The organism is Granulicella mallensis MP5ACTX8 (assembly GCF_000178955.2).
Classification (GTDB): domain Bacteria; phylum Acidobacteriota; class Terriglobia; order Terriglobales; family Acidobacteriaceae; genus Granulicella; species Granulicella mallensis.
On record NC_016631.1, the window covers coordinates 2,764,909 to 2,789,153 of the forward strand.

Annotated in this window: 14 protein-coding genes; 8 read left to right on the forward strand and 6 right to left on the reverse strand. The window is 55.5% G+C overall.

Annotation, left to right across the window (positions count from 1 at the left end):
• Positions 1-89: 89 nt before the first annotated feature.
• The gene (locus ACIX8_RS11415) at positions 90-3,989 is read right to left on the reverse strand and encodes a TonB-dependent receptor (RefSeq protein ID WP_014265492.1); all 3,900 of its coding nucleotides are present in this window, start codon (positions 3,987-3,989) and stop codon (positions 90-92) included.
• 260 nt (positions 3,990-4,249) lie between these two features.
• A complete protein-coding gene (locus tag ACIX8_RS11420) occupies positions 4,250-6,655 on the reverse strand; it encodes a glycoside hydrolase family 2 TIM barrel-domain containing protein (protein ID WP_223295519.1) in 2,406 nt (801 codons plus the stop codon).
• A 353-nt stretch (positions 6,656-7,008) separates the two neighbouring features.
• Between ACIX8_RS11420 and ACIX8_RS11425 the strand changes: the two genes are divergently transcribed.
• The 5 genes from ACIX8_RS11425 to ACIX8_RS26195 all read left to right on the forward strand — a co-directional run bounded on the left by ACIX8_RS11425 (position 7,009) and on the right by ACIX8_RS26195 (position 16,750).
• Positions 7,009-9,645 (forward strand): DUF4982 domain-containing protein, encoded by a 2,637-nt coding sequence (locus ACIX8_RS11425; protein WP_150110580.1) that lies wholly within the window; start codon positions 7,009-7,011, stop codon positions 9,643-9,645.
• 84 nt (positions 9,646-9,729) lie between these two features.
• A complete protein-coding gene (locus tag ACIX8_RS11430) occupies positions 9,730-10,452 on the forward strand; it encodes an SDR family oxidoreductase (RefSeq protein WP_014265495.1) in 723 nt (240 codons plus the stop codon).
• Positions 10,453-10,482: 30 nt separating this feature from the next.
• On the forward strand, positions 10,483-11,754 hold the full coding sequence (locus ACIX8_RS11435) for a rhamnogalacturonan acetylesterase (RefSeq protein WP_014265496.1): 1,272 nt from the start codon (positions 10,483-10,485) through the stop codon (positions 11,752-11,754).
• Between the two features lie 187 nt (positions 11,755-11,941).
• A complete protein-coding gene (locus ACIX8_RS11440) occupies positions 11,942-14,680 on the forward strand; it encodes a glycosyl hydrolase (protein WP_014265497.1) in 2,739 nt (912 codons plus the stop codon).
• Between the two features lie 51 nt (positions 14,681-14,731).
• A complete protein-coding gene (locus ACIX8_RS26195; protein WP_014265498.1) occupies positions 14,732-16,750 on the forward strand; it encodes a glycoside hydrolase family 88 protein in 2,019 nt (672 codons plus the stop codon).
• A 356-nt stretch (positions 16,751-17,106) separates the two neighbouring features.
• Here the strand turns inward: ACIX8_RS26195 and ACIX8_RS11455 are convergent, their stop codons facing one another.
• Positions 17,107-18,234, reverse strand: a complete 1,128-nt coding sequence (locus tag ACIX8_RS11455) for a DUF3883 domain-containing protein (protein WP_014265499.1) — start codon at positions 18,232-18,234, stop codon at positions 17,107-17,109.
• 148 nt (positions 18,235-18,382) lie between these two features.
• Here ACIX8_RS11455 and ACIX8_RS11460 point away from each other — a divergent pair, with 148 nt between their 5' ends.
• Together ACIX8_RS11460 and ACIX8_RS11465 are read left to right on the forward strand one after the other, a co-directional pair.
• On the forward strand, positions 18,383-18,928 hold the full coding sequence (locus tag ACIX8_RS11460; RefSeq protein ID WP_014265500.1) for a hypothetical protein: 546 nt from the start codon (positions 18,383-18,385) through the stop codon (positions 18,926-18,928).
• Between the two features lie 360 nt (positions 18,929-19,288).
• Positions 19,289-20,887, forward strand: a complete 1,599-nt coding sequence (locus ACIX8_RS11465) for a hypothetical protein (RefSeq protein WP_014265501.1) — start codon at positions 19,289-19,291, stop codon at positions 20,885-20,887.
• Here the strand turns inward: ACIX8_RS11465 and ACIX8_RS26200 are convergent.
• The gene (locus tag ACIX8_RS26200; RefSeq protein ID WP_223295520.1) at positions 20,856-21,230 is read right to left on the reverse strand and encodes a hypothetical protein; all 375 of its coding nucleotides are present in this window, start codon (positions 21,228-21,230) and stop codon (positions 20,856-20,858) included. The two genes, ACIX8_RS11465 and ACIX8_RS26200, sit on opposite strands and share 32 nt — an antisense overlap.
• Here ACIX8_RS26200 and ACIX8_RS11470 point away from each other — a divergent pair.
• Entirely contained in the window at positions 21,229-21,915 is a 687-nt protein-coding gene (locus ACIX8_RS11470; RefSeq protein ID WP_014265502.1) for a hypothetical protein, read from the forward strand. The two genes, ACIX8_RS26200 and ACIX8_RS11470, sit on opposite strands and share 2 nt — an antisense overlap.
• A gap of 28 nt (positions 21,916-21,943) precedes the next feature.
• Here ACIX8_RS11470 and ACIX8_RS11475 read toward each other — a convergent pair whose 3' ends face one another.
• Positions 21,944-22,828: a DUF5677 domain-containing protein gene (locus ACIX8_RS11475; protein WP_014265503.1), complete on the reverse strand. Its 885-nt coding sequence runs from the start codon at positions 22,826-22,828 to the stop codon at positions 21,944-21,946.
• 73 nt (positions 22,829-22,901) lie between these two features.
• Complete coding sequence (locus tag ACIX8_RS11480) at positions 22,902-23,657, reverse strand: TIGR02391 family protein (RefSeq protein WP_014265504.1); 756 nt, start codon at positions 23,655-23,657, stop codon at positions 22,902-22,904.
• Positions 23,658-24,245 lie beyond the last annotated feature (588 nt).

The window sequence follows — 24,245 nt, forward strand, 5'->3', positions numbered from 1 at the left end:
GAGCTCCTGAGAGGTAGAACCATGGCGGTTGTAAAGAAGAGAGGAACGATCAGGGCCAGGCACAAGGCATCTGTGCCTGGCCCTGATCGTTAGAAGGTGATGCGACCTGAGAACTGGAATCTACGATTTCCGCTAAAGCTGGTTAGTTCACCGAAAGCCGATGAGGTTGCTGCCTTTGTTACCGATACGGTCTCGGTCTGATTGGAAGGGAATGCAAAGGTGACTTTGTTTGTCACGTCGAAGCAGTCTGCTCTGAAAATAAACTTGACCCGTTCCGGAGTGATATTGAAGCTGCGTTGCAAGGCTGCATCCAGGTTGTAGTGACTTGGTGTCCATAGGTTGAGTGAGCTGCGTGGAGAGCTACCTATCTTTGTAATAGGAACAGCATTCGATGGAGCTCCTGCCGGCAGAGCGAAGGTTTGCAGAGGAGCAAAGGCAGTAGGGTCGAGATACTGTGTTGTGGCGAAGTTCGCATAGGTCACGCCTTTTCCGCCATACCCGCCGTGGATGCGGATCGAGTCGCGGGTCCGCCCGGGCGCAAGATCGGGCATGCAGGTTCCTCCCGATGGATTCGTGCATCCTGATCCCACGACGAGAAGAGGGTTTCCAGAGGTATAGCTGAAGATTCCAGCTATTTGCCAACCTCCAGCCAGATTGCGGAGAGCCCAGTTATCCCCGCCAATTTTGTTTTTGCCGAAGGGAGACTTAGCCAGTCCATAGGCATTTAGATTTTGAGGAACGTCGGTAATGACCAGGTCACGGTCGGCACGATTCTTGCCTGCTATGGCAACGCCATTGGAAGACGCTGATGCCGGTACGGCGAAGGCGCTGCGCGTTGTGCCGTCGTCGCCGATATTACGGGAGTAGGTGTAGTTGAGGGTGAACGTGACACCCTTGAACTCTCGCTGTTTGAGCGTGAGCTGAAAGGCGTTATAGCTAAGGTTGGCCACGTTATCCCATTCCGGACTAGGTGGGCTGGAGTACTGCGGATAAGGCCGCAACATACGGCCGATCGTTGCATTTGAGTTCGCGCTGCCGGACTGTGTCTGCGCGTAGTTGACATACGGCACCTTTACGGATGGATCTGCGGCTTCGGCAATTGCAATGTTCGCCGGAGTCGCAGGGGCATTGAGGATGTTGGTGGCTCCATCGGTAGCGAGTACGGAACCCAGCGTGGCAAGGTACTTGGGATCAAGCTGCCCTGACCAGAATCCTGCAATGCCAGCCCCTCCGACAAAGTGTGATTCGCTTCCCGAGTAGCCCAGCGTGACTGTCATATCTTTCGTCAGGACTTTCTGCATCGCGAAGTTATAGAAGATGAACTCCGGCGCGCGACCAGAGAGATAAGGATCTGCATAGGCGGGAGCGCCTCCTGCTGTTACGTAACTCCCAGCTCCGTTTACGTAGTTTCCGATGCCCAGTACGAGAGAGGATGCACTCGGTCCTGTCGGAGCTGGAATTGCGTAGCCCGGCCCGCCGAAGTTCGTGTTCGCCACACCCGCTGCCGTAAAGGCAGCGCTGTTGTTGAGGTAGTACGAGGGTCCGGCGGCCACTCCTGTACTAACTGCGGGGGGGAGAATAATGCTGGATCCAAAACCGCTTTGTCCGGTTCCGGAGGCATCACCAGCGCGGCCTCCGACTCCTCCCGCACGTGAGTATGCAATTGCGAAACCTGCGCGGAAAACCGTCTTCGGATCGGGAGAGAATTCAGCACCAAGGCGTGGTCCCCAGTTCTTCCAGTAGGTCTGCACCGGAGTCCTGCATTCGCAACTGATATCCGAGCCGCGGAAGCCGGCGTACTGCAGCTCTCCTGCTGTACCTGTCTGGGGATTGTTTATGTTGGGATTGAAGAAGGCGAACCGGTCCTGAGCTTCATGAAAAGGCGGCAGGTAGTCCCAGCGCAAGCCAAGATTGAGGGTCAGGTTGGGAAGGATCTTCCAGTCATCCTGAAAGTAAGGAGAGATCGGACGGAACCGGCCTCCTGTTTCGTTGAAGAGAGGGACTGAGGTTGCACCACTATTTACAGCACCTAGAAGGAAGCTGGCATAGGAATATCCCGTAGCCGTACTGCTCAGACTGGTTCCGACGTAGTTTGCGGTCGAGGTTCCTGCGAAGGCCTGGGTATAGATGCCTGAGGGGCTGCTCTGCGACGTTGCATTGTCCTGCAGCCACTGCATCTGGATGCCAAAGGTCATGTTGTGCTGGCCCTTGTTCCATTGAAAGTTGTCGACAATCGTATAGGCGTTAGGCACGGTATTGTGAGTCGCATCGGACGCACCCGCTTCTGTCCATGACGATTGTGCGGTAGCAAAGGCTGTGGTTGCGCCGAAGGTTGTACCGGGGAAGTTACCCGAGGATTGTCCGGGAGGCAAGCCTCCAATGCCCAGGTCAGGACCTGCACGGTAAGGGGCCAGTCCATCTGTGGGGGCTATCACCGGTTGAGGGAACCGGGTGAAGCCATATTTGAACTGGTTCACCATGCGCGACGTAACGGCGAAGGAGTGTTCGAAGATCAACATGGTAGGCGAAATAGAGGAGCTGTCAGCAGCCGCATAGGGAACAGGGAGGTTCGCGCCATAACCTACAGTCTGCCGAACACCATGCGAGTACACGAAAGAAAAGCGTTGCGACGAAGTCAGATCGTAATCGATTTTGAATACCAGTTCATGGTTGTCGAATCCGGAGAGACCGCCTTCCAAGAAGTTATTTGCAATACCCGGCAAGTTGGGGTCGGGCATATATTGCTGCTCGTTGAGTGAGATGGGAGAGAGATAACTGGTTGGGATGACATTCGCGGTTGGAACGCCGTTCTTCAGGCCCATGAAGGGTTGACGGGTGCACTTGCTTCCCACGCAGGAGTTACTCAGCGGGTTATAGATATAGGTTCCTGTACCGAGTTCGGTAAAGTCGCCTGTTTTCATCAAGGCCGTTGGAATGGTGAACACGCTTGGGTTGACGCCGATGCGGCCATGGAACTTATCGTAGTTTGCAAAGAAGAATCCTTTGTGGCGGGTGAAGGGAATGGGGCCTCCAACAGCGGCGGAAAGCTCATTCTGGTGTTCGATATTCTTGCCTGCGGGAACGGTTGTAATTTTGCCGTTGACCACTGCGCTCGTTGTCGCCTGGTTTCCCGCAAAACCCCAGGTGTCGAAGATGGTATTGCGGATGAGGTCGACAATCTGTCCGTGATACTTATTGCCACCCGATTTAATGGTGAAGCCGATTGCGCCCGCGCCCTGGTACTCCGCCGAGGGACCACTCGATATGATCTGCAACTGATCCACCGATTCGACAGGTACGCCATTGGCCACAACGCGATTGTCTCCTTGCTGATTCGAAGTGGTAGTGGGTATGCCATCCATGTAGACCTCAGCGAGGTAGTTGCCCGTGCCGGAGAAGATAGGCGCGCGCGCACCGCCCTGCGCTCCGACAGCGAGAGTGGCAAACCCTGTGGGATCGCGTTGCTGGTTATTCATGATCAAGGGCAGTGACTCGTAGGTCTCATTGGTGATCACTGCTTCAACAGCCGCATCCGTGGTCTGTAGCTGCGGCGGAGCTTCCGTTACGGTGACGTCCTGCTGCGAAGAACCCACATTCAGCTTCGCGTTGAAGCCGGTTACGGTCAGTCCATTTACTTCAATGTTTTTCTGTGTGAGGGTTTCAAATCCTGCTGCCTTCACCGTAATGGTGTAAATGCCTGGAATCAAGGGAGTGATGCTGTATAGGCCGGCTCCGGAACTTACGCGTGTCGTACCGACGCCGCTCGCTTGATCGGTTGCTGTAACGGTCACGTGAGGAATCACCGCTCCGGTTGTATCTGTGATCGTTCCTTCCAGAGCTCCTTGTCCACCGGTCTGCGCCAGTGCGCTATGTCCGTCGATCAAGAACGGTGCCAGCAGAAACAGTAGTGTCAGGCTGACTGCATATTTTGCAATCGCCTTCAAAAGCTCTTCGCTGGCGTACGTTTTCTTCGTATTCCTATGCTGCATACCGCCTCCAAAAGTTGTTCTTTTGTTCCCACAATCCAATGCGGCGTTTGAAGCCGTTGCAGAGTGGGTTGTTCGAGCGGCGATCATTTAAGCAGCCATGAATCGTTTGTGTCAATGGGAAAATAGTTTCCCATTAGGCAATATACGCAATGAGCCTTGCTTGACTTCGAACTTTTGCGCATAGGAATACGGCGGGGCATGTAAGCCGCCGTGAGCGAGGTTGGAGCGAATTTGTTCGATCGTTCGGACTGCCCGCGCGATCAAAAAGAACGAATAAAAGAGGCTGGTTTGATGGGTATGGCTTTGAGTAAAGTGGTGCCGTTCGTGAGGCCCGGAGCCGAGGCTGTTACTTGAATCGTTCCTTTAGCTGCAGTGGCACGAACGAGAACAACGGCTCTCCCTTGATAAGCGTGGCGTTGAGGAATCTGAAACGAATCATGATCGGCGTTGCTGCCATTGTCGACGGCGACAATCGTTCCAGGTCCGCTCACTGAAAAATGAATGAGTGTGGACGCGTCCGGTACTTTATTTCCGTTCCGATCGCCCAGAGAGGCTTCAACATAGACGAGATCCTCCGTCCCTGCGGAGACTGTGTTCCGTTCTGGAGATAAAACAAGATGTGTGGCCTCGCCTGCCGTGTGTAATTCATCTTCGGCAACTTGCTGGCCGTGGTTGTAGGCGACAGCCTTCAAAGTCCCTGGGGCATACGCGACCTTCCAGATAAGTGCGGAGGCATCGGGATGCAATTGTTGCTTCCCGAGTGAGACCCCATTGAGGAAGAGCTCAACCTCTTCGCAGTTGGTATAGACTTCGACCGATTCGTCATGTGGTGCTGGATTCTGTGGTGTCCAGTCGAGAAAAAGAGACTGTCGGAATCGGAGCGGCGCCGACTCGTAGCCCGGGTCGCCTGATAAATGTTCGGTGGGCGCGATACGGCGAGCCATGTGGACATTGGGCTGCGATGCCCACCAGCTCTGACGCTCAAAGGCACGGGCACGCGGATAGGCAGTGCGATCCAGAAGACCGGAACCATTGCCGATAAGGGGCCAGTCGCCGCCTTCACGAGCTTCGCCGAGATAGTCGATACCTGTCCAAAGAAATTGGCCTGAGTAGGGTGGATGATCACGAAGCGCGAGCCAGATGTCGCGATCATGGCCGTTTTCCGTGCCGACGATCTTGCGTGTGGGCTTCGCTTCGTGCGCGGCCAGAATCTCTTTTTCGCGATAGTTCTGCCCGACGACATCGAGCAGATCCGCAAGGCCATTGTCATAGTCATGGCTTACGTTAGGGCGAAATAGTGCCTGCGTGACGGGGCGCGTCGGATCGTTCTCATGAAAGGTAGCCACGAGAGAGGAAAGAATCTTGTGGGCCAACTCTTCGTGAGGCGTGTCATGAATCTCATTCCCGGCGCTGTAGAGGATGATGCTGGGATGATTGCGGTCGCGACGGACGGCGTCACGCGTGTCTCGCAGAGACCACTCCTGGAAGAAGAGGTGGTAGTCGTAGGGATTCTTGCCGACAGTCCAGGCATCGAACATCTCATCCATCACGAGAAAGCCGAGACGATCGCAGAGGTCGAGGAACTCAGGTGATTGAGGATTATGTGCGGTGCGAATGGCATTGACGCCAAGCGCGCGCAATGCGAGCAGGCGATGCTCATAGACTGCGGTCGGCACAGCGATACCGACAGCTCCACCATCGATATGGAGCGCTGCTCCTTTCAGCTTGAAATTGCGGCCGTTGAGCCAGAAGCCGGTATCGGCGTCGAAGTGAAATTCTCGAATGCCGAACTGCTGTTGTTCGTCATCGGTAATTGTGCCACCGGATTTTACCTGCACAATGGCGCGATATAACTGCGGATTGTCGATGTCCCACAACGTTGGTTTCGCGAGATTGATGTCGGCGTTGAACTGTGCGGTGCCGCCCTTGGCGATATTTTGCGCAGGCACGTTCTGCATGGCGGCTGTACGGCCATCAGGGCCGATGAGTGAGATTGTTAGTGCTGTATTTCTCTCTGGGGAGCCTTCATTCACAACTGTGCTCTGCACATGAACAATAGCTTTGTCGGCAGTGATGGTGGGTGTAGTAACGAAGACACTCCAGGGATCGAGATGAAGATCCTCTGTCGACACAAGACGTACGGAGCGATAGATGCCTGCGCCTTCGTACCAGCGTGAAGCGGGCTGTTGCGCGTTATCGCAACGAACTGCGAGCACGTTATGAGCTCTGAGCCCAAACCGGAGGTGGCCTGTGAGCTCATAGAGAAGACTGACCGTACCATTTGGGCGATGTCCTAGGTGAAATCCATTAATCCAGACGTCGCTATTAGCCATCACTCCATCGAAGACGATGTAGAGGTGGCGATGCGAGTCCTGCTGTGGGAGCGCAAATTCCTTGCGATACCAGCCGATGCCGTTGGGGAAGTAGCCTCCTCCCTGTCCGGTCAGACTGGATTTGGCGACCGGACCTGCAATGCTCCAGTCATGTGGAACGCTGAGCGACCGCCACTTGCTGTCATCAAAGCCAGGTTCTTCGGCATGGTCCGCATCGCTCTGCAGAAATCTCCATGCGTCGTTGAAGTTGCGTACCTGCCTGGTCGAGCTCAGGATCGGACTCTTCGACTTGGTGCCGGATGCAGCACGAGCTGCCGGTACCAGAGTCGGCATGAAAAATACGAAGGACGCCGCAAGGGCAAGACCGGTAGTGCGCCGGCATCGATTGCCGAATGAGAGACGAAGCGGGGCGATCAAGGGGCAGACTCCGATAACAGGGGATTCACGAAACCCGATGGAACCTGTGCTCAGCGTTTCGATGCCGACGATCATACCCTTTCGGCAGTTTGGTAGGGAAATAATTCCCCAGATGCATTACACCTGCCGTCCTGATCGTTGTTTGGGGGAGGGAATGATTCGATATATTCCTATTGAAAAAATTCCTGTACTACAATGATCAGCGTAATGCGGGAGCGTGTTTGTGGTTCGCCACGACGGCTTCTGATTCCGAAAGCACCGGGGAACCCATGTCTAATACCTCTTCCCGCCGTGAATTTCTTGCTGCCGCGGCTGTAGCCGCTGCGGGATTGCCTGCCATTCTTTGTTCCGGCCTCCCTGTCTTTGCTGCCACGGAACAGGCTCAGACGTACAATCCACCGTCCTCTCCCCGAGAGAAGTTGGACTTCAATCTCGATTGGCGCTTTCTTCGTGAGGATGCGGTGGGCGCCGAGGCTCCGCAGTTCGACGATGGGCACTGGGCCACGGTGAGTACGCCACATACGTTCAATGATGTCGATTCCTTTCGAACGATCATCTCCCACAGCGGTGGCGATCGAGGCCCCTACAAAGGGCTCTCGTGGTACCGCAAGTACTTTAAACTTCCGGCGAGTCTAGCGGGTAGCAGAATCTTTCTTGAGTTCGAAGGGATGCGCCAGGCCTCCGATATCTTCCTTAATGGAAAGGCTGTTGGCCTCTATGAGAATGGGATTACCGCTTATGGGATCGACATCTCCGATGCCGTGAGGTTTGGCGCGCAGGAGAATGTGCTGGCCATAAAGGTCGACAACCGGACGAACTATCCGGAGCGCGCGACGGGCACCACATTTCAATGGAACGCCAACGACTTTAACCCGGATTATGGCGGTATCAATCGCCATGTGTGGCTGCATGTGACAGGGAAGATCTACCAGACATTGCCGTTGTACTACGGGCTTGCGACTACCGGCGTGTATGTGTATTCGGGGAACTTCGATATTGCGAAGATGCTCGCCGATGTGACGGTGGAGTCGCAGGTGAAGAATGCCTCAGGAGACCGCGCCACGGTCGAGTTATCTGCTGTGGTCGTAGATGCAAGTGGACGGCTGATCGCACAACTCGATGGCAATTCGGTTGACATGGTCGAAGGAGAGAAGACCGTCATCACTGCAAGTGGTGGTTTGAAGAATGCACGATTTTGGAGCGTGGAAGATCCCTATCTGTATGACGTCTACACCGTTTTAAAGGTCGATGGAAAAGTCGTGGATGTGGAGAGGACTACGACGGGATTCCGCAAGGCTGAGTTTAGGGGTGGTGCTGGAACCGGCGGAGTCTACCTGAACGACAAGTTCGTTTATCTGAAGGGCTTTGCGCAGCGTGCGAGCGATGAGTGGGCTAGTCTGGGGCAGGCTTATCCGGATTGGATGCACGACTTCACCGCCAATATGATCCGTGCCTGCCATGGCAATTACATTCGCTGGATGCATGTGTCTCCTCAGAAGGTAGATGCGGATGCGATGGCGCGCTATGGCGTGATCCAGGTTTGTCCAGCGGGAGATAAAGAGGCCGATACGCAGGGTCGCCGCTGGGAGCAGCGTCTTGAGGTGATGCGCGCTTCAATGATCTACTTCCGCAACAATCCGAGCATCCTGTTTTGGGAGGCGGGTAACACCGTAGTCACCACAGAGCACATGCAGCAGATGGTTGCGCTGCGTAAGCAATGGGATCCCGAAGGGGAACGTGTCATCGGTGCCCGCGGCAATAGTGACGATGCGGCCAATAGCGCGATTTCACCCATTGCGGAATATTTTGGCGTCATGCTGGGGCAAGATCCAAAGACGGACCAGCTAGAAGGGAAGAGTGCGATATTTCGGGGATATAGTGCCGATCGTCGTGACCGCGGCCCCATCATCGAGACCGAAGATTTCCGGGATGAAGGCGCACGACGCTTCTGGGACAATGACTCTCCACCGTACTTTGGCTTTAAGAAAGGGCCAGAGGATACGTACGAATACACCTCGGAGAGCTTTGCGCTGGCTGGCATTAAGCGCTACTGGGCGTATTGGCAGAATCGCATCTCGAATACTGACCCGGCACATTCGAAGTGGTCGGGATATGCCTCAATTTATTTCTCCGATTCGAATGCGGATGGACGGCAGAATTCAAGCGAGGTCGCTCGCGTCAGCGGCAAGGTCGATGCTGTGCGTCTGCCGAAGGAGATCTATTATGCGCATCGCGTAATGCAGAGCGAGAGCAAGGATCTTCATATCCTCGGACACTGGAGTTATCCAGTAGGGGCACAGGCAAAGAAGACGGTGAAGACGATCTACGTCGTAGCGAATGTGGAATCCGTGGAGCTGTTCCTCAACGGGAAATCCATTGGCACAAATAATAAGCCGGACGATGGATATGTCTTTGCGTTTCCTGCTGTCGAGTTTGCTCCGGGAAGTCTGAAGGCGATAGGCCGTATCCGTGGCAAGGCTGTGGTCGACCAGGAGTTGCTGACAGCTGGATCTCCTGCAGCGATACGGCTGACGCCCATCGTAGGTCCACAGGGACTTCAGGCCGATGGCCAGGACGTAGTCCTTGTCGATGTCGAGGTGGTAGACGTGCAGGGAAGGCGTGTGCCTACTGACGATGCCAGAGTTGATTTCACTTTGACTGGGCCAGGGATATGGCGTGGTGGATACAACAGCGGTAAGACGGACTCGACCAATAACCTGTATTTGAACACGGAGTGTGGCATCAATCGTATTGCCGTGCGAGCTACGTTGTCTCCCGGCACTCTTACGATTATGGCCAAGCGCGACGGACTCAAGCCAGCACAGGTACAGATTATGGCCAAGCCTGTGAAGGTCGTGGATGGTATTGGAGACGGACAAATTCAGAGACTCATGCTGCCCTCATGAGACTCTTGGAGCATAACGGTTGTTGGAGCATCGTTCCCGATAACGATGACATCCACGGAGGCATTTTCAGTGAGTATGGAGAAGATGAGGAGCTCTCTTCAGGGAAAGAGAGCGATCGTAACCGGAGCAAGTTCCGGAGCCGGCTGGGCGACCGTGAAAGCGTTAGCGGCCGAGGGCGTGAAGGTGATGGCGACAGCGAGGCGGGAAGGGCGATTGCAGGCACTCCAGGCTGAAGTCATAGAGGCAGGGGGACACTGTATTTATTCGGTGGGCGATGCAGGAGCTTCGGAGACCGCATCGGCAGTGTTGGATGCGACGCTTGAACACTTCGGTGGAGTGGATATCCTCATCAATAATGCGGGCCAGGGAAACTACAAGCCTTTAGTCGATACGTCCATCGAGGAGTACGACGAGCTGATGCAGAGCAACATGCGCAGCTCGTTTCTCTTTACTCGTGCGGTTGTTCCGCACTTCATTGCGCAGCGTTCCGGTGTTCTCGTCTTTGTGTCGTCGGTGGCCGGTCTTGCGGGGGCTGCGAATGAGGCTGTCTATAGTGCCAGTAAGTTTGCTCAGGTCGGTTTCGCGCAGTCGCTCGATCATGAACTTCGTCCCCATGGGATCAAGGTTTCCACGCTCTGTCCGGGAGGCATGAAGACGGAGTTTGCCGTAGGACGAGGCCGGCTGGTGACAGACGTGGAGAACTCACGCATGATGGAGCCTTCTGACTTTGCCGACTCCATTGTGTTTGTTTGCATGCAGCCAGCCAATGTACGTTTGCCGTTGCTGACCGTGCGTCACATGGGATAAGACTCTCAATTTGTACTTCCGGAGAATTCGATGCTTCAGAGACTTTGTATCCTTCTGCTCCTCTCGCCGGCCCTGCTGGCGCAGAGTTATACGTGTGGGCGCAACGGCAAAGGGCAATCCAGCATTGCTCTTACGCGAAACACTATCTATACCTCCGCTGCCGGTGGTTTTGATCTGAACATGTTGCCGGAACAGATAGACGCTGCTGGTTGTACCTCCAGCAAGGCTTTTTTCTTCTCGGCTCCCGTGGCGGAAGAGAACTACAAAGTTACCGTCGTTCTCGGGGGAGCCGCGGATGCGGTTACGACAGTCAGGGCAGAGTCTCGCCGGCTTATGCTGGCCAGGATCGCGACATCTGCCGGGCACTCTCACACGGAGAGTTTTGTTGTGAATGTCCGGCGTCCGGAGATCTCTACGGGAGGCGTTGTGAAGCGCAAGCCGCGAGAGATCGGTTCCCTCGACTGGGACGACAAGCTGACCCTCGAGTTCTCCGGGCAGCAACCTTCTGTGCGGAGTATCAGTATCAGTCCCGTAGCCGCCGATACTCCGACGATCTATCTTGCGGGGGACTCTACCGTTGTGGATCAGGACAACGAGCCCTGGGCTGCGTGGGGACAGATGCTGCCTGCTTTCTTCGGCACAAAAGTAGCCGTAGCGAACCATGCTGAATCTGGCGAGACGATTCGCAGCTTCGAAGGGGAGCAGCGGTTTGCAAAGATCTTTTCCGTGATTAAGAAGGGAGACTACCTTTTCTTTCAGTTTGCGCATAACGATCAGAAACCGGGCGGGGGATATGTCTCTCCTGAGATGTATACCGGGCTCTTGCATAAATACATTGCGATGGCACGGGAACGCGGTGCTACGCCTGTTCTGGTGACGAGCATGAATCGGCGCACCTTCGACGAGCAGGGACATGTTCGGGACACTCTGGCTCCTTACCCGCAAACGATGCGAGCAGTCGCAGAGACTGAACACGTTATGCTGCTGGATCTGAATGCGATGAGCAAAACCCTTTACGAGTCCATTGGAGAGAAGGATTCGCGAATCCTGTTTGTCTATGCGCCGGCAAATACTTATCCCAATCAGAAAGAAGCACTGCACGACGATACCCATTTCAATAACTATGGAGCTTATGAATTGGCGCGGTGCATCGTTCTTGGACTACAGCGAGAGAAGTCGCCGCTTGTTCATTATCTGCGTTTGCCTAAGCAGCGTTTTAATCCGGAGAAACCTGATGCGATTGATTTAGTAGCTCTTCCGGGAACTCCGTTTGTTGATATTCAGACTCCTTATGAGAGGTGAGATTGGGTGCAAAGGGTCGGATTCCGGGGGAGATTGATCTTTTTCTGTTGATTGAAATGTTTCTATAGAAAGAGTTGCCCTATTGATTCTGGTGTGACATCATTATCACGCTGCAAAATCGCTCGCTACGCCAGAGGTTAATCGGTGTCTGAGGGCACGTCAGCACAGCTTTACTGCGAGGGAACGAATGCGGCTGCGACAGTCACAGCAGGGACGTGGATTGAGAAGCATTGGGTTGATTGTCTTGAGCTGCGGCATTCTTTGCGTTCATGCTGTCGCGCAACGTCCCGTGGATGTTGCTAGTGTCCAGCGAAGCTTTGTTGCGCCGCCTGATGATGCGCGGCCTATGATGCGCTGGTGGTGGTTCGGGCCGGGAGTGGTGAAGCCTGAGCTGGAGCGCGAGATTCTTGCGATGAAGGCCGGCGGTATCGGTGGGTTTGAGATTCAGCCGGTGTATCCGATGGCGCTCGACGACCAGACGAAGAACTTTCGCAACCTGCCGTATCTGTCCGATGAGTTTCTCGATGCGGTGAAGTTCGCCTCGGAGACAGCCAATAAGAATGGCATGCGCGTCGACATGACGCTGGCCAGCGGCTGGCCCTATGGCGGACCGCATGTTCCTATCGATCAGGCCTCGGAGCAGTTGAAGGCGATTACGGTGGAGGTTGCGCCGGGTGCGGATTTCGTCGTGGCTCCCGCGATCGGCAATGGCGAAAGCCTGGTTGCGGCCTTTATCGCCGATGGAGCGGGCAAACAGTTCGATAGCGACAAGATGACGCGGCTTACGGAAGAGGTCAGTAACGGGCGCATGGCGCTTGCTCCGAAGCCTGAGGCTCGTGTCGTCGAGTTCTTTGTCGCGACGGGCACCGGGCAGCAGGTCAAACGTGCGGCGGTCGATGCCGATGGTTTTGTGCTCGACCACTTCAGCCGCACGGCGGTCGACAATCATCTGCACACGGTTGCCGACCGGCTGATGACGGCCTTTGGAGACAAGCCACCCTACGCGGTCTTCAGCGACAGCCTCGAAGTCTACAACGCCGACTGGACGCCCGATCTGCTGGCGGAGTTTCAGCGGCGGCGGGGATACGACCTCGCGCCTTATCTGCCGCAGCTCTATAGCGGTACCAGCACTATCAGCGGAGCATTGCGTCACGATTGGGGCGTGACTCTGACGGAGTTGGTGGACGAGCGCTATCTGACTCCGGTGAACGACTGGGCGATTGCGCACCACACGCGTTTCCGCTCGCAGACCTACGGTCATCCGGCGGTTTCGCTCTCCAGCAACAACCTGGTCGCCCTGCCGGAGGGCGAGGGGCCGCAGTGGAAGAGCTTTTCGTTTACGCGCTGGGCCACTTCGGCGAGCCATATTTATGGGCGTCCGGTTACCTCCGCGGAGACGTGGACGTGGCTGCACTCTCCGGCGTTCCGCGCGACGCCTCTGGACATGAAGGCGGAGGCCGACTGCTTCTTTCTGGAAGGCGTCAATCAGCTGATCGGGCATGGCTGGCCGTATACTCCGCCGGGTGTTGCGGAGCCGGGATGGTCGTTCTACGCGGCTGCTGTGTTCAACGATCACAATCCCTGGTGGAGCGTGATGCCTGACGTCACGAAGTATCTGCAACGCGTAAGCTACCTACTGCGGCAGGGCAAGCCGGCGAATGATGTAGCAGTGCTGCTGCCGAACGACGATGCCTATGCGAACTTCAAGCCAGGCACGGTGAGCCTTTCGGATGAGATGAAGAAGCTCATCTCTCCGGGGTTGATGCAGGGAATTCTGAGCGCGGGATACAACGTCGACTACATCGATGCGGAAGCGATTAAACAGGTGGGTGTGCCGTATCCTGTGTTGATCCTGCCGCATGTCGAACGTCTCTCGCCGGAGACGTTGAAGACGATTGCAGCCTATGCAGAGCACGGCGGCAAAGTCATTGCGGTAGGTTCGACGCCGGACCTTGCGCCGGGATTTGTTCATGCTGAACAGGTAACGGCAGAGGTAAAGAGTCTGTCGAAGGCGCTCTTCGCAGGTTCTCATGCGCAAGTGGTCTCGCAAGAGGACGGACTTGGCGCGGCCCTTCAGCAGGCGGTGCAACCGGATATAAAGCTGTCGAGCGGTTCGGACGTCGTTGGCTTCCTGCATCGCAAGCTGGAGGGGGCGGATCTCTACTTCGTGGCCAACACGTCGAACCATGCGGTGAATGCGACGGCCACGTTCCGGGCAAACCGCAAGTTTGCCTCTTCGTGGAACCCGTTTACGGGAGTGACGAACAGCCTACAATCTGGGCCCGTCAAGATGGAACTCGCACCCTATGAGTCTCGTGTGATCGTGTTCAGCGATACGGCTCTTGCCGCGCCTGAGGCTGTATCCATCGACAAGGGACGAATGATCGCCGATCTATCGCATGGATGGGAGGTTCGCTTTCCTGGCTCGGAGAAGACACAGCATTCTCTCGATGCTCCTGCCTCCTGGACGGATGATCCGGGGACGCGATTCTTTTCCGGTGAGGCTGTCTATACGAAGAGCGTGACGCTGAGCGCTGCCGATCTTGCCGGAGCCAAGCGGCTGGTGCTGGACTTTGGCGAAGGGACGCCGGTGAGTGTCGATCCGAAGATCAAAAGCGGAACGCGTGCGCTGCTGGATGGTCCGATACGCGAGGCTGCTGTTGTCAGTGTGAACGGCAAGCGGATTGGATCGGTGTGGCACCCGCCGTATGTGCTCGACCTCGGCGGAGAGCTTCACGCTGGTGAGAACCACATCGAGATTCGCATCTCCAATACCGCTATCAACGAGCTGGCGGGGCGTGCTCCTGCGGACTACCGTCTGCTGTGGGCGCGTTATGGTCAGCGGTTTATCCCGCAGGACATGGATAATCTGCAACCACTGCCTTCAGGGATTCTCGGTGGAGTGCATCTTTTGGAGATGAAGTAACAGCTTGTTGGCGCGGTTTCGACTGCGGAGAGATGGATAGAGGAGATTGAGATGACCGGGAGATCGACGAAGTGCGTTCTTGCTACTGCGATGCTGCTGCTGACTGTGCAGGGAGCCATGAGTGCGCAGAAGTATCCTCTGCCCACGGCGGCGCAGCAGGCCGGGATCGATAAGGACACCTCGCGGCACTTCGGAGATTCACCGGCAGACCCCGGTCCTCTGGCGACGGATCTTTCGCCTGACCTTACGCCCGCCGCCATCGATGCGGCCACGCGCAAGGTGGCGGATTGGCAGTTGGCGCGGTCGCAGCCGTACTTCGATCGCATCTGGACGTGGAGCGTGCTGTATAGCGGCTTCATGGCGGCGTCGGACTCGACGGGAGATGCGAAGTATCGCGATGCCATGAGGGAGATGGCGAAGAAGTACGACTGGTCGCTGCGCAACCGCCTGCCGAATGCGGACGACCAGAGTGTGGGACAGACCTATCTCGAGCTCTATCTGCACGACGGCAAGAAAGACCCGGCGATGATTGCGCCAACGCGTGCCGATCTCGACTCGGTCATTGGTCTCTCCACGTTGAAGCCGGGCGATCCCAGAATTCCGTGGTGGTGGTGCGATGCGCTGTTTATGGCTCCGGGAGTGTGGGTACGGATGTCCGAGGCGACGGGCGATCACAAGTACATCGACTATCTGAATACGCAGTGGCAGCGTACCTACGACACGCTGTGGGACAAGGACGAGCATCTTTATGCGCGCGATGCCAGCTACCAGACGAAGCGCGAGGCGAACGGGAAGAAGATCTTCTGGTCGCGCGGCGAGGGCTGGGTGATGGCCGGGATCGTGCGGGTGCTGCAGTACCTGCCGAAGAACGATCCGCACCGTGCGTTCTATGTCGAGCAGTTGCGGGAGATGTCGGCGCGGGTCGCGCAGTTGCAGGATACGGACGGCCTCTGGCGCGCAGGCCTGCTGGACCCCGAGCATTATCCGCTTCCGGAGGTGTCGGGTTCGGCGCTGTTTGTCTATGCGATGACGTGGGGCGTGAATGAAGGCGTACTGGACGGCGCGACGTACCGGCCGGTGATTACCAAGGCCTGGGGTGGCATGCTGCAGCATGTCTATGCCGATGGACGGCTGGGTTGCATTCAACAGACGGGGCCTGAGCCTGCGCTATATCTGCCCTCTGCGAGCTATACGTATGGGGTTGGTGGATTCCTGCTGGCCGCGAGCGAGTTGAAGCGGATGTCGCTGCAGCACTCTGGATCTGCGGTTGTCGATACCGATCCGGGCCGTTCGGCCAATATCGTTTTGCCGGTGCCTGCGAACTCGTCTCTGCCGACGATCTTCCTGGTGGGGGATTCGACGGTGCGCAATGGTCATGGTGACGGCGCGAACAACCAGATGGGATGGGGCGAGCCTTTTGTCTCCTACTTCGATACGTCGAAGGTGAATGTCGTCAATCGGGCGATTGGGGGCCGCAGCTCGCGGACCTATATCACCGAAGGACACTGGGAGAGGACGCTGGCGCTGATCAAGCCGGGCGATGTCGTGCTGTTCCAGTTTGGGCATAACGACAGCGGATCGCTGGATGACACGGCGCGGGCGCGGGGCACGATCAACGGTGTAGGCGATGAGTCGAAGGAGATCGAAAATCCGATCCTGAAGAAGCATGAGGTGGTGCATACCTTCGGCTGGTACATGGCGCAGTACGTCGAGCAGACGAAGGCCAAGGGAGCGACGCCGATCATCTGCTCGCTGGTGCCGCGCAAGACCTGGAAGGACGGGAAGATTGTTCGCGGCGCGAGTTCGTATGGCGGGTGGGCAAGGGAAGTGGCCGATACGGAGCACGTCGGCTTCATCGATCTGAACGAGATTACTGCGCGCAAGTACGATGCGCTGGGTGAGGCTGGGGTGGAACCGCTGTTCGGCGATCCGCACACGCATACGACGCTGGCGGGGGCTGAGATGAATGCGGAGAGTGTGGTGTCGGGGTTGAAGGCGCTGAAGAAAGATCCGGTGGGGAAGGATTTTTCGGGTAAGGGTAAGGCGGTTAAGGCTTATCGGGGGAAGTAAAGTCTTTGATCGGGGCCATGCCTTGTCCTCTTGGTCGAAGCGTATGGTTTCCAAAGAACGTTGTCTGGGGTGCAAGCATGACAGCTCCCTGTCGCGCATCCATTCGGCTCCGCTCAGGACACCAACGGCTACAGGAGCTTCAAGTTTGGGTGTTCAAGATAGGCTAAAAGGTGGCCCAGTGAATCAACACAAGCGCGTTTCTCATTACCTGCGTTGCCCTCACTCTGATAGTGAGCGGACAATCGATGCCGGTATCAGATTTTTCTCCCAAGGGTGCTAGGGAGTGATAAACAAACGACTTCGACGCCGTTACCGGCTAGGGCCTTTTGTGTTCCATCCCGGGGCGCGCAAGCCGTTCACTCCGCGGTTTTATGAAACTCACACCGATCAAACCTAACCTCATATGAGGATGGCAACATCTCAGCCTTCGGATAGAGTTGTTCCGCAAGCACCGCGAGCAGGTCCGCTGGTCTGCCGTCCCTGCCCAAAAATACGAGGTAGAAATAATAAGCCTCACGATGTTCCTTGGTCAACGACGTTTGATGTTCGTTGTCCGAGAGAAAGAACCGGTGGCCGTCGCTCAGCTTGGCAACACACTTCACTTCAATGAAACGATGCTTATTATTTGTGTTGAATGATAGAAAATCATGACCATATCCGGGGTGATCCCGGCGATCTTCGATGTTCTTGACCCGATGTTCGAGCCGCGCACCAATAAGTCGCTCCTTTTCCCATGCGAGCGCATATTCTTCCGCAATTCGTCCAATTTTAGACCTTTGATTTTGCATCTCCTCAAAGTCCACACGACGATGTTTTTTCACTCGTGGTTTGTCGATAGGAGACCCAATTGCTCGATCACCGCGTACATAGACCTTGTATAGATAGGCCATGAACTTGGGCTCACTCCACTTCGCAGTCAAGGAGTTGCCGCTCTTCGCCTTGAGCAAGAGGTTCTGATACTTGCTGCGGGGTAGGTTTACATCAAAGCCCATGATCTCGCCCAGCATATCCAGATGCTCGGGACTGCACACAGCTAAAAAACGCTCGGAATAATAGAGGCTCAGAATCTTTGCCTTGAACATCTGCGATAAGGGATTGGCGTCAATTGCTACAAAATCGGGGCTCGGTGCAGCACCGAGCGCGACCAGATCGAGCAACGCGGCTTTTACCACTGCGAACGCTTCCTTCTCGCTCGTGCCGAACTTCTCCGCGAAACGGTATTTACGAGTGGGATCGCTCTTCGTCCTGCCAAAATAAATGCCGAATTTGAACGAGGTGGCACCTTGAATATTGGCCCACATCTTAGTGCCTGACTCCACCAGATTGCAAAAGCTCGGCTCATTATGACCGACGACATAGTCATCGAGCATCAGCTTGTCCAGGGAATGCAGTGGGAACCTGCGGAGAAACAACCCGCGTGTCTGAAGCGCCGTGTCTTCGTGAGAGCTGTCGTACTGTGCGTCGAATTTCGCCAGGTCTTTCACTCGGTTGTCTCCGCTCAGCCTTGCTTTGGATGGACCTATTATCGCCCACGCTAGCAAATGACAATGTCTTTATCACGCGTTAAGCTGAGGCGCGGGAACGGCATGCCTAAGCATGACTTTTGCGTCGCACTAGTATACAAAGGCCACAATGACCATCACCCCACTCACGGACAAAGAGCAGAAAGAACTCTCCCGGCTACAGCTTTTTTATTGGAAAGAAGCGCTTCGCTGCGAAAAGGCTAAAGCTTACCTCGCCGGATGTGTGATGCTCGGCTCGGCGCTAGAGGCGCTGCTGATGAACATAATCGATCTCTATGCGGAGGAAGCTGAAAAGACTGGCAAGATTCCCATGTCGAAAAACAAAGCAAAGCCGCTCCTGAAATGGGATCTGGCGGACCTTCTGAACGTGGCGAAGGCAACGGGCTGGCTTCCGAGCGCACTTGATCTCAACTCAGACTGGAACTGGCGCAAAGCCAAGGTCGGGGACTATGCGGAATTGGTTCGCATGATGCGTAACCTCGCGCATCCCGCCCGCTATCTACAGGACCATACGGGTCGCCGCGTCACGAACCGATACCTACAGCGGCAATTTGAAATCGTGCTCGCAAGTCGAGACTGGCTCGTCGCGCACAATAATCGCGAACTGCTTAAGGCTATCGAGGAAGAAGAGAAAAGAGCAGCAGGTACTCCCTAGAACCACGAAGCAAATCAGCCCCTATCCCTGATCGATTCCCTAAACATCGTCGTGTTAAACATTCGGTGAGTTTCAAGCAACCTCCTCAATACCCAATCCTTGTGAATCTGGGTGGATTTTCACTAAAGCCCCTGTGGTACCGGGACAGATGTCTCGTCGGTCCTCATAAGTCGTATTCTCGTCAGCAACCGGGGCGGCGGAATGGCGAGTGGTAGTCTCGTAACAAGCTCGTTCCTCCTCCTGCACCTTCCCCTTGAAACCACATCAGAAATTTCCTGACCTGCTTTTCGATGACGGACGGTAATGCAGATCGTTCGTCCGTTCCTGAGATACTCAGTATTTGGGAGATAAGCGAACAGCATGGATTTAAGTGAAGTTACCCCGCAATTGAATGACTGGTTCACAATATCTGGAGAGTACAGCGGAGATGCGACCCTTACCGCTGATGACAACATCGTTCTTACTGGAACAGGTCGCGTTAGTTGGAGCGATTCGGATCGCTGCAAGATCTTGATCGAGATCGATCCTGCATCAGCGACCAAAGCCATGCAGATCCTCTCGCAGATCGATGTCTTCAAAGCGCTCCAAGTCGTGTGTGCAGACGGGGTCTTCTCTGCGGGAGAAGTGCATGTCAGCAAGAACGACACATCGATTGGCGCATCGATTGAGGTTCGACTTGAACTCATAACCCTGGCTGCAGAGTTCACTCCAAAGGACGCTGTCCAAGGCGTCTACTGGGTCGTTCCGCTCGTCAACTTCGTTTCCGACTTTCGCAAGGCTTTTCCCGAGCTCGACAGGCATCCACTGAGAATGTATCCCACGCCTCCGGTTCCCGAGGGGATGTCGGAGAGTGATGCAATCAGAGCCGAATCGATTGCGCATTCGAAGAACAGCTTGATCGCATTCACTTGGAATGCGACGCGATGTTTCATCGAGGCGCTGCCAGACTACAAGCAAAGGGCGGACGATTTGCATGCTCGCAAACTTCCTTCGGCTGCCACCGCCATGATGGTCGGAGGGGTATCGTCGCTTCCATGGAGTACGGTCGATGAGATTGAGTCCTGGCTCCCAACCGACATCCTCTACGCTCTTTGCGTGGCAACCGGAAACTTCGTCGGATTTCCATTTGTTGAGGTTCGTGGTGAAGACGGACGATTGGCACGCCGGTTCCACATCGCGACCGCCCGCCGACGCTACTCGCCTGTGAAGCCCTTGATTCACGAGATTTTCGATAGCCGCTCTGGAGCCACCGGCGCACTGATTGACTCATTCCTAGCTTTACCGGCTGCCAAACGCAGGTACATTCGCGTCGCTGCGGAACACCTAACTTCAGCCGGTCAGAACAAGCCCGATTTGGAGAACGCCTACGACCATTTGGTTCGTGGCTTTGAATCGCTCACCAAAGTCCACAATCTATCGTCAGAGGACCTAATCGCCGGAATTGATGTCTCTCACCGGGCGGCGGTTAGCGCGATCCTTCAACGCACTTCGGTCGAGATGGTGAGTCTTGCACAGACCATCCGGGCCGCCAGCGATGACGCGTCTGCCGTGCGAGTTGAGCGGGTGGCTGCGAGAGTCAAATCCGCTTCGCAACGCGAAGCCATGTTTGGCTTGGCGGTTTCGGCTCTTTGCAGGATGTTCAATTTGGAGGACGAAGCCGTCATCAATTCGTTCTATACGCTTCATCCTCGGACGGACGGAATCAGCGAGTGGGCGACAGTCTTGTCAAAGTACCGCGGGGGTGTCATCCACGTCGGTTTCCTGGACCTTGCCACGAGCGCCGCGATCCAGGACGTCTTGCGCTACAACCAGCATCTTCATGACCTTCTGGCAAGAATCGTGTTACTGGAGATGGGGTACGTAGGTACGTATCTGCCGGGAGTTCTCGATAACTTCATCTCAAAAGAGCTATGTTGGGTGACGGCCTCTACTTCGCCCGGAGATCTCGGCTTCGCCTAGATGAAATCAACGATGATGCGTTGGTATCGCCGTCGGCCGTGAGGTTCGCACCCGTGATATAGGCAGCATCGGGCCTTGCCACGAAAGCGACGAGTGCGGCCACTTCGCTCGTCTCGCTGCGGAAGCCAGTCCACGCACCGAGCCGTCCTTCAATAAGGATGCAGCAACCGGCCGCTCCGTCGCGATGGGCTCCGCACGGCAGGGGATATTGGGTAACGCGAAACCATCTTCTCGTCAGCGATAGCTGGTCTACGCAATGCCTTGCGTGCGCGAAGTCACACATATCAGGAGCGTGGGGTACCCGGCCATCCCTCATCGTCGAGGGCGCGGTAGCATAGGCCATGCCCCGTTATCTCCTCATCGCCATCCTCGCGATCTCGTACGTCACTTCGTTCTGTCAATCCCCGAAGGTTGCAAGATCTCCGAGTGAAGCCGTAGCCTTGCTCGCCAAGACCAAGGCGCTTTATGACACTCCTTTCCGGGCGGGTCTCATCAACTTCGACTGTGCGATTGACGTCGACTTCGATCAGTATCTCAAGAGCAATTTTGGCAAGGCAGCTCGAACGGACAGTCCTCTTGCACAGCTTCTGAAACCGATAAGATATCGGGTCTTCGTTGACCGCTCCGGCGCCACCGTCTCAGCTCAGCCCAAGCTTCCAGATTTCAGCCAATTACCTCTCGCTTCGCAGCTTGAAGAATCAAACCGTGACCTCATGCAAATGGGCCTTACCAATTGGGTGCCATACGCCTATGGAGAGGTGCTCCCCGTGGGTCCAACCAACTATCAATTTGAGAAAACGATAACTGGCTATAACCTCTCCATGGACGGCCTCGAAATAACCGGGAAACTAACCGATTTCTCTATACATCTAGCCGGCGACCTCTACCGAACCCCGGCAGAGGTCGCTGGATTGGTCCCGGGAAGTCGGCTTGTCATCAGTGACGCGTCTCCGTCGTTGCTTCCGCTATGCGCGTTTATCAGGACTAAATCATGCAGGTTAGCGAACCTTAGATTTTCGAAGCTATGACGCTCCCTTCCGAGCGAACCTAGTCTCCCTAGAAGCCGTAATAGATATGCTGTCCGTTTCGTTCTTGGCCGCGTCGCAATACGCCATCGAATGATGTTTGCGAATACACATAAACGCCGAGGAAATCTAGAATCGCATTTCCCATGATCGGCGTAACGTATTGCTTGCCTACGAAATGCCCGCGATGGATCATCAGGATTTCAATCAGCAGATGGTGCATACAGTGGAGAGTGTTATAGAGCGGCGTATTGTGTGTCAGCCTGTCACGTGTTCCCCAGAGCGTCGGATGCATTAGCTTTGACGGAATGGTGAAGCCCATCAGGTAAAGGTGGTCCAGTCCAACCTGCTTCGCCATTTGTCGCGTATCAACCCGCGTCCACGAGACTGGTCGCTGATTTTTACAAACTTGACATTTTTCCTGCTTGTTCTTCTTACGCAATTCTGCCGCTCGTTTAGAGAGATTTGCGCGTGCCTCTGGTTCCATAGAGATCCCAACATTTTCATAAATCCCGCTCATAATCTGATCCCAGTCCACCGCGTCGTAAGCTTTGAAGTCCTGCAGATGCTCCGGCTTTTGAAATAGATATTTGAGCGTCACAATGCGTTCAAATAACGCGCGGAGACAGTACTGCGCCCCATGATGCGAATCCGTATGGCTGAGAGTCATGAGGTCGTTTATGTCCCGGTGGGAAGCGAACATACATCCCACAATGAGGTCTCCCAATTCATCGTCCTCTCGTACCTTTGTGCGAACGATTAGGCGGCCCATCACCTGCAGCCATTTGTGGATGATCTCTGGATAATCCGACCGCCTCTCGATGAGTTCGGCCCACGTCTGCGGGGTGGAAGCGGCGTCTTGTATCGTCCCGTTCTCATTTCCTCGACTGTCATTCCTGTCTGCGTTAGTTTGCATCGCAATCCCCTATGCCCATCTTCGCGTTGACTAGCAGCCCTGATTGCGCCGCCGCCCGTTCGCATGTTCGTGCTTATGGTCGATTGCTGGCTTCAACCCGTGACGCAACGATACGGAGCAGATGATTAGCAAGCATGACGGCCTCGATTGCTTCGATCGGGTCCGAGAGCGTCACATTGCGGTGCGAATGCGGATTTTTGAATGAGCCGATAGCGCCCGCGAACAAATCAGAGCGCGACTGCCGCTCTCCCACTTCAGTGGTCAAATCCGTAAGCTTCCCGTCCTGTGCATGGAATGCCTTACGCATGAGATCAACCCCTCGAAGGTTCGCTGGTTTGCCAAGGGCCTCATGGACTGCGACTTCCACGGCCTTCATAGCTTGAAAAACCGCAGCGGCAAACTCTCCGCGCATCAACGCGCCCCACACGGTATTTGCGATTTGGGCCTGCAGGACTTCTTTTCGAAGCATTCGCGCCACTGAGAATATGGCGACGGCTTGCTCATCCTGAAACTTGAGTGCCCTCCGACTGAGCACTACCCAGTCGCCAGAGTGCGGGACCGGGACGAGAAATCCCTGAGCGATGAGCCACTGCCACGCTTCTGCAATAGCAAGATCTACCTCATCCCTGCTGGATTGCGAGTAGGGATGCGCAACGCCAGGCATGTTCGAGTTATGCCAAAGTTCCCCGTTGAGGTTGCCGGCGTTGAACTTTTCCCCACTGTGGCTGGCCCGCTTCTTCAAAAGAAAAAGCATTTTGGCGCCAAGCACCTCAGGCTCCATGGTCAACAGTGCATCTACGTCAGGAATTGTCTGAGTCAGTTCGCGCATGACTGTATTCTCGCGCGTCAAGCTGTCGATAGGGAAGTGCCGCCCTGTTGTCCGAATGGTTGAGAAAGCGCCATTGGACCCGCCGACTCAGATCAGTACCGATAAGTCGGCATCTCGTCAGCAATCGCCTAATCACCAGAAGTGCGTTTCCGGGTAGTCATCCTTAGCCTTCAGAACGAGAGAGTGGATACAAAGCCCGTGCACTGCGAAATCAGCTTGACTGGCAGCGCGGATCGAGCGCGGATCGCATTTTGAAGCGCTTTAGCGTTGGGGAAGCGAAGGCACATCGGTAATTGGGCTCGGGCATTTTTGGTACATCGAACGAAAGGCCCGGGCCTAAAGGCCACATTTTGCCTGGCCCTTATTCCGTAGCCTAAAGGCGATTGCCTCCCTTACCCCTCCGTCTCCGTGACGCTGAAGCATCCCGGAACGCGCTTCGCGCTAAAGTCGCGTGGTGATGTAGGCATTTGTGGCACCCATTCGACTACGCTCAGGGCAGGCTCTGAAGCCGTGCCCTTAACGAGACAGATGTGCAGCGCATCGAGAGCGGATGTGGGGCACCCGGCGCGTTCCCCGTTTCCTATGGCT

What these genes read in the sequence shown, in the direction of transcription:
- ACIX8_RS11415 (WP_014265492.1), bottom strand. Translation starts at nt 3,989, where the DNA reads ATGCAGCATAGGAATACGAAGAAAACGTACGCCAGCGAAGAGCTTTTG.
- ACIX8_RS11420 (WP_223295519.1), bottom strand. Translation starts at nt 6,655, where the DNA reads ATGCCGACTCTGGTACCGGCAGCTCGTGCTGCATCCGGCACCAAGTCG.
- ACIX8_RS11425 (WP_150110580.1), top strand. Translation starts at nt 7,009, where the DNA reads ATGTCTAATACCTCTTCCCGCCGTGAATTTCTTGCTGCCGCGGCTGTA.
- ACIX8_RS11430 (WP_014265495.1), top strand. Translation starts at nt 9,730, where the DNA reads ATGAGGAGCTCTCTTCAGGGAAAGAGAGCGATCGTAACCGGAGCAAGT.
- ACIX8_RS11435 (WP_014265496.1), top strand. Translation starts at nt 10,483, where the DNA reads ATGCTTCAGAGACTTTGTATCCTTCTGCTCCTCTCGCCGGCCCTGCTG.
- ACIX8_RS11440 (WP_014265497.1), top strand. Translation starts at nt 11,942, where the DNA reads ATGCGGCTGCGACAGTCACAGCAGGGACGTGGATTGAGAAGCATTGGG.
- ACIX8_RS26195 (WP_014265498.1), top strand. Translation starts at nt 14,732, where the DNA reads ATGACCGGGAGATCGACGAAGTGCGTTCTTGCTACTGCGATGCTGCTG.
- ACIX8_RS11460 (WP_014265500.1), top strand. Translation starts at nt 18,383, where the DNA reads ATGACCATCACCCCACTCACGGACAAAGAGCAGAAAGAACTCTCCCGG.
- ACIX8_RS11465 (WP_014265501.1), top strand. Translation starts at nt 19,289, where the DNA reads ATGGATTTAAGTGAAGTTACCCCGCAATTGAATGACTGGTTCACAATA.
- ACIX8_RS11470 (WP_014265502.1), top strand. Translation starts at nt 21,229, where the DNA reads ATGCCCCGTTATCTCCTCATCGCCATCCTCGCGATCTCGTACGTCACT.
- ACIX8_RS26200 (WP_223295520.1), bottom strand. Translation starts at nt 21,230, where the DNA reads ATGGCCTATGCTACCGCGCCCTCGACGATGAGGGATGGCCGGGTACCC.
- ACIX8_RS11475 (WP_014265503.1), bottom strand. Translation starts at nt 22,828, where the DNA reads ATGCAAACTAACGCAGACAGGAATGACAGTCGAGGAAATGAGAACGGG.
- ACIX8_RS11480 (WP_014265504.1), bottom strand. Translation starts at nt 23,657, where the DNA reads ATGCGCGAACTGACTCAGACAATTCCTGACGTAGATGCACTGTTGACC.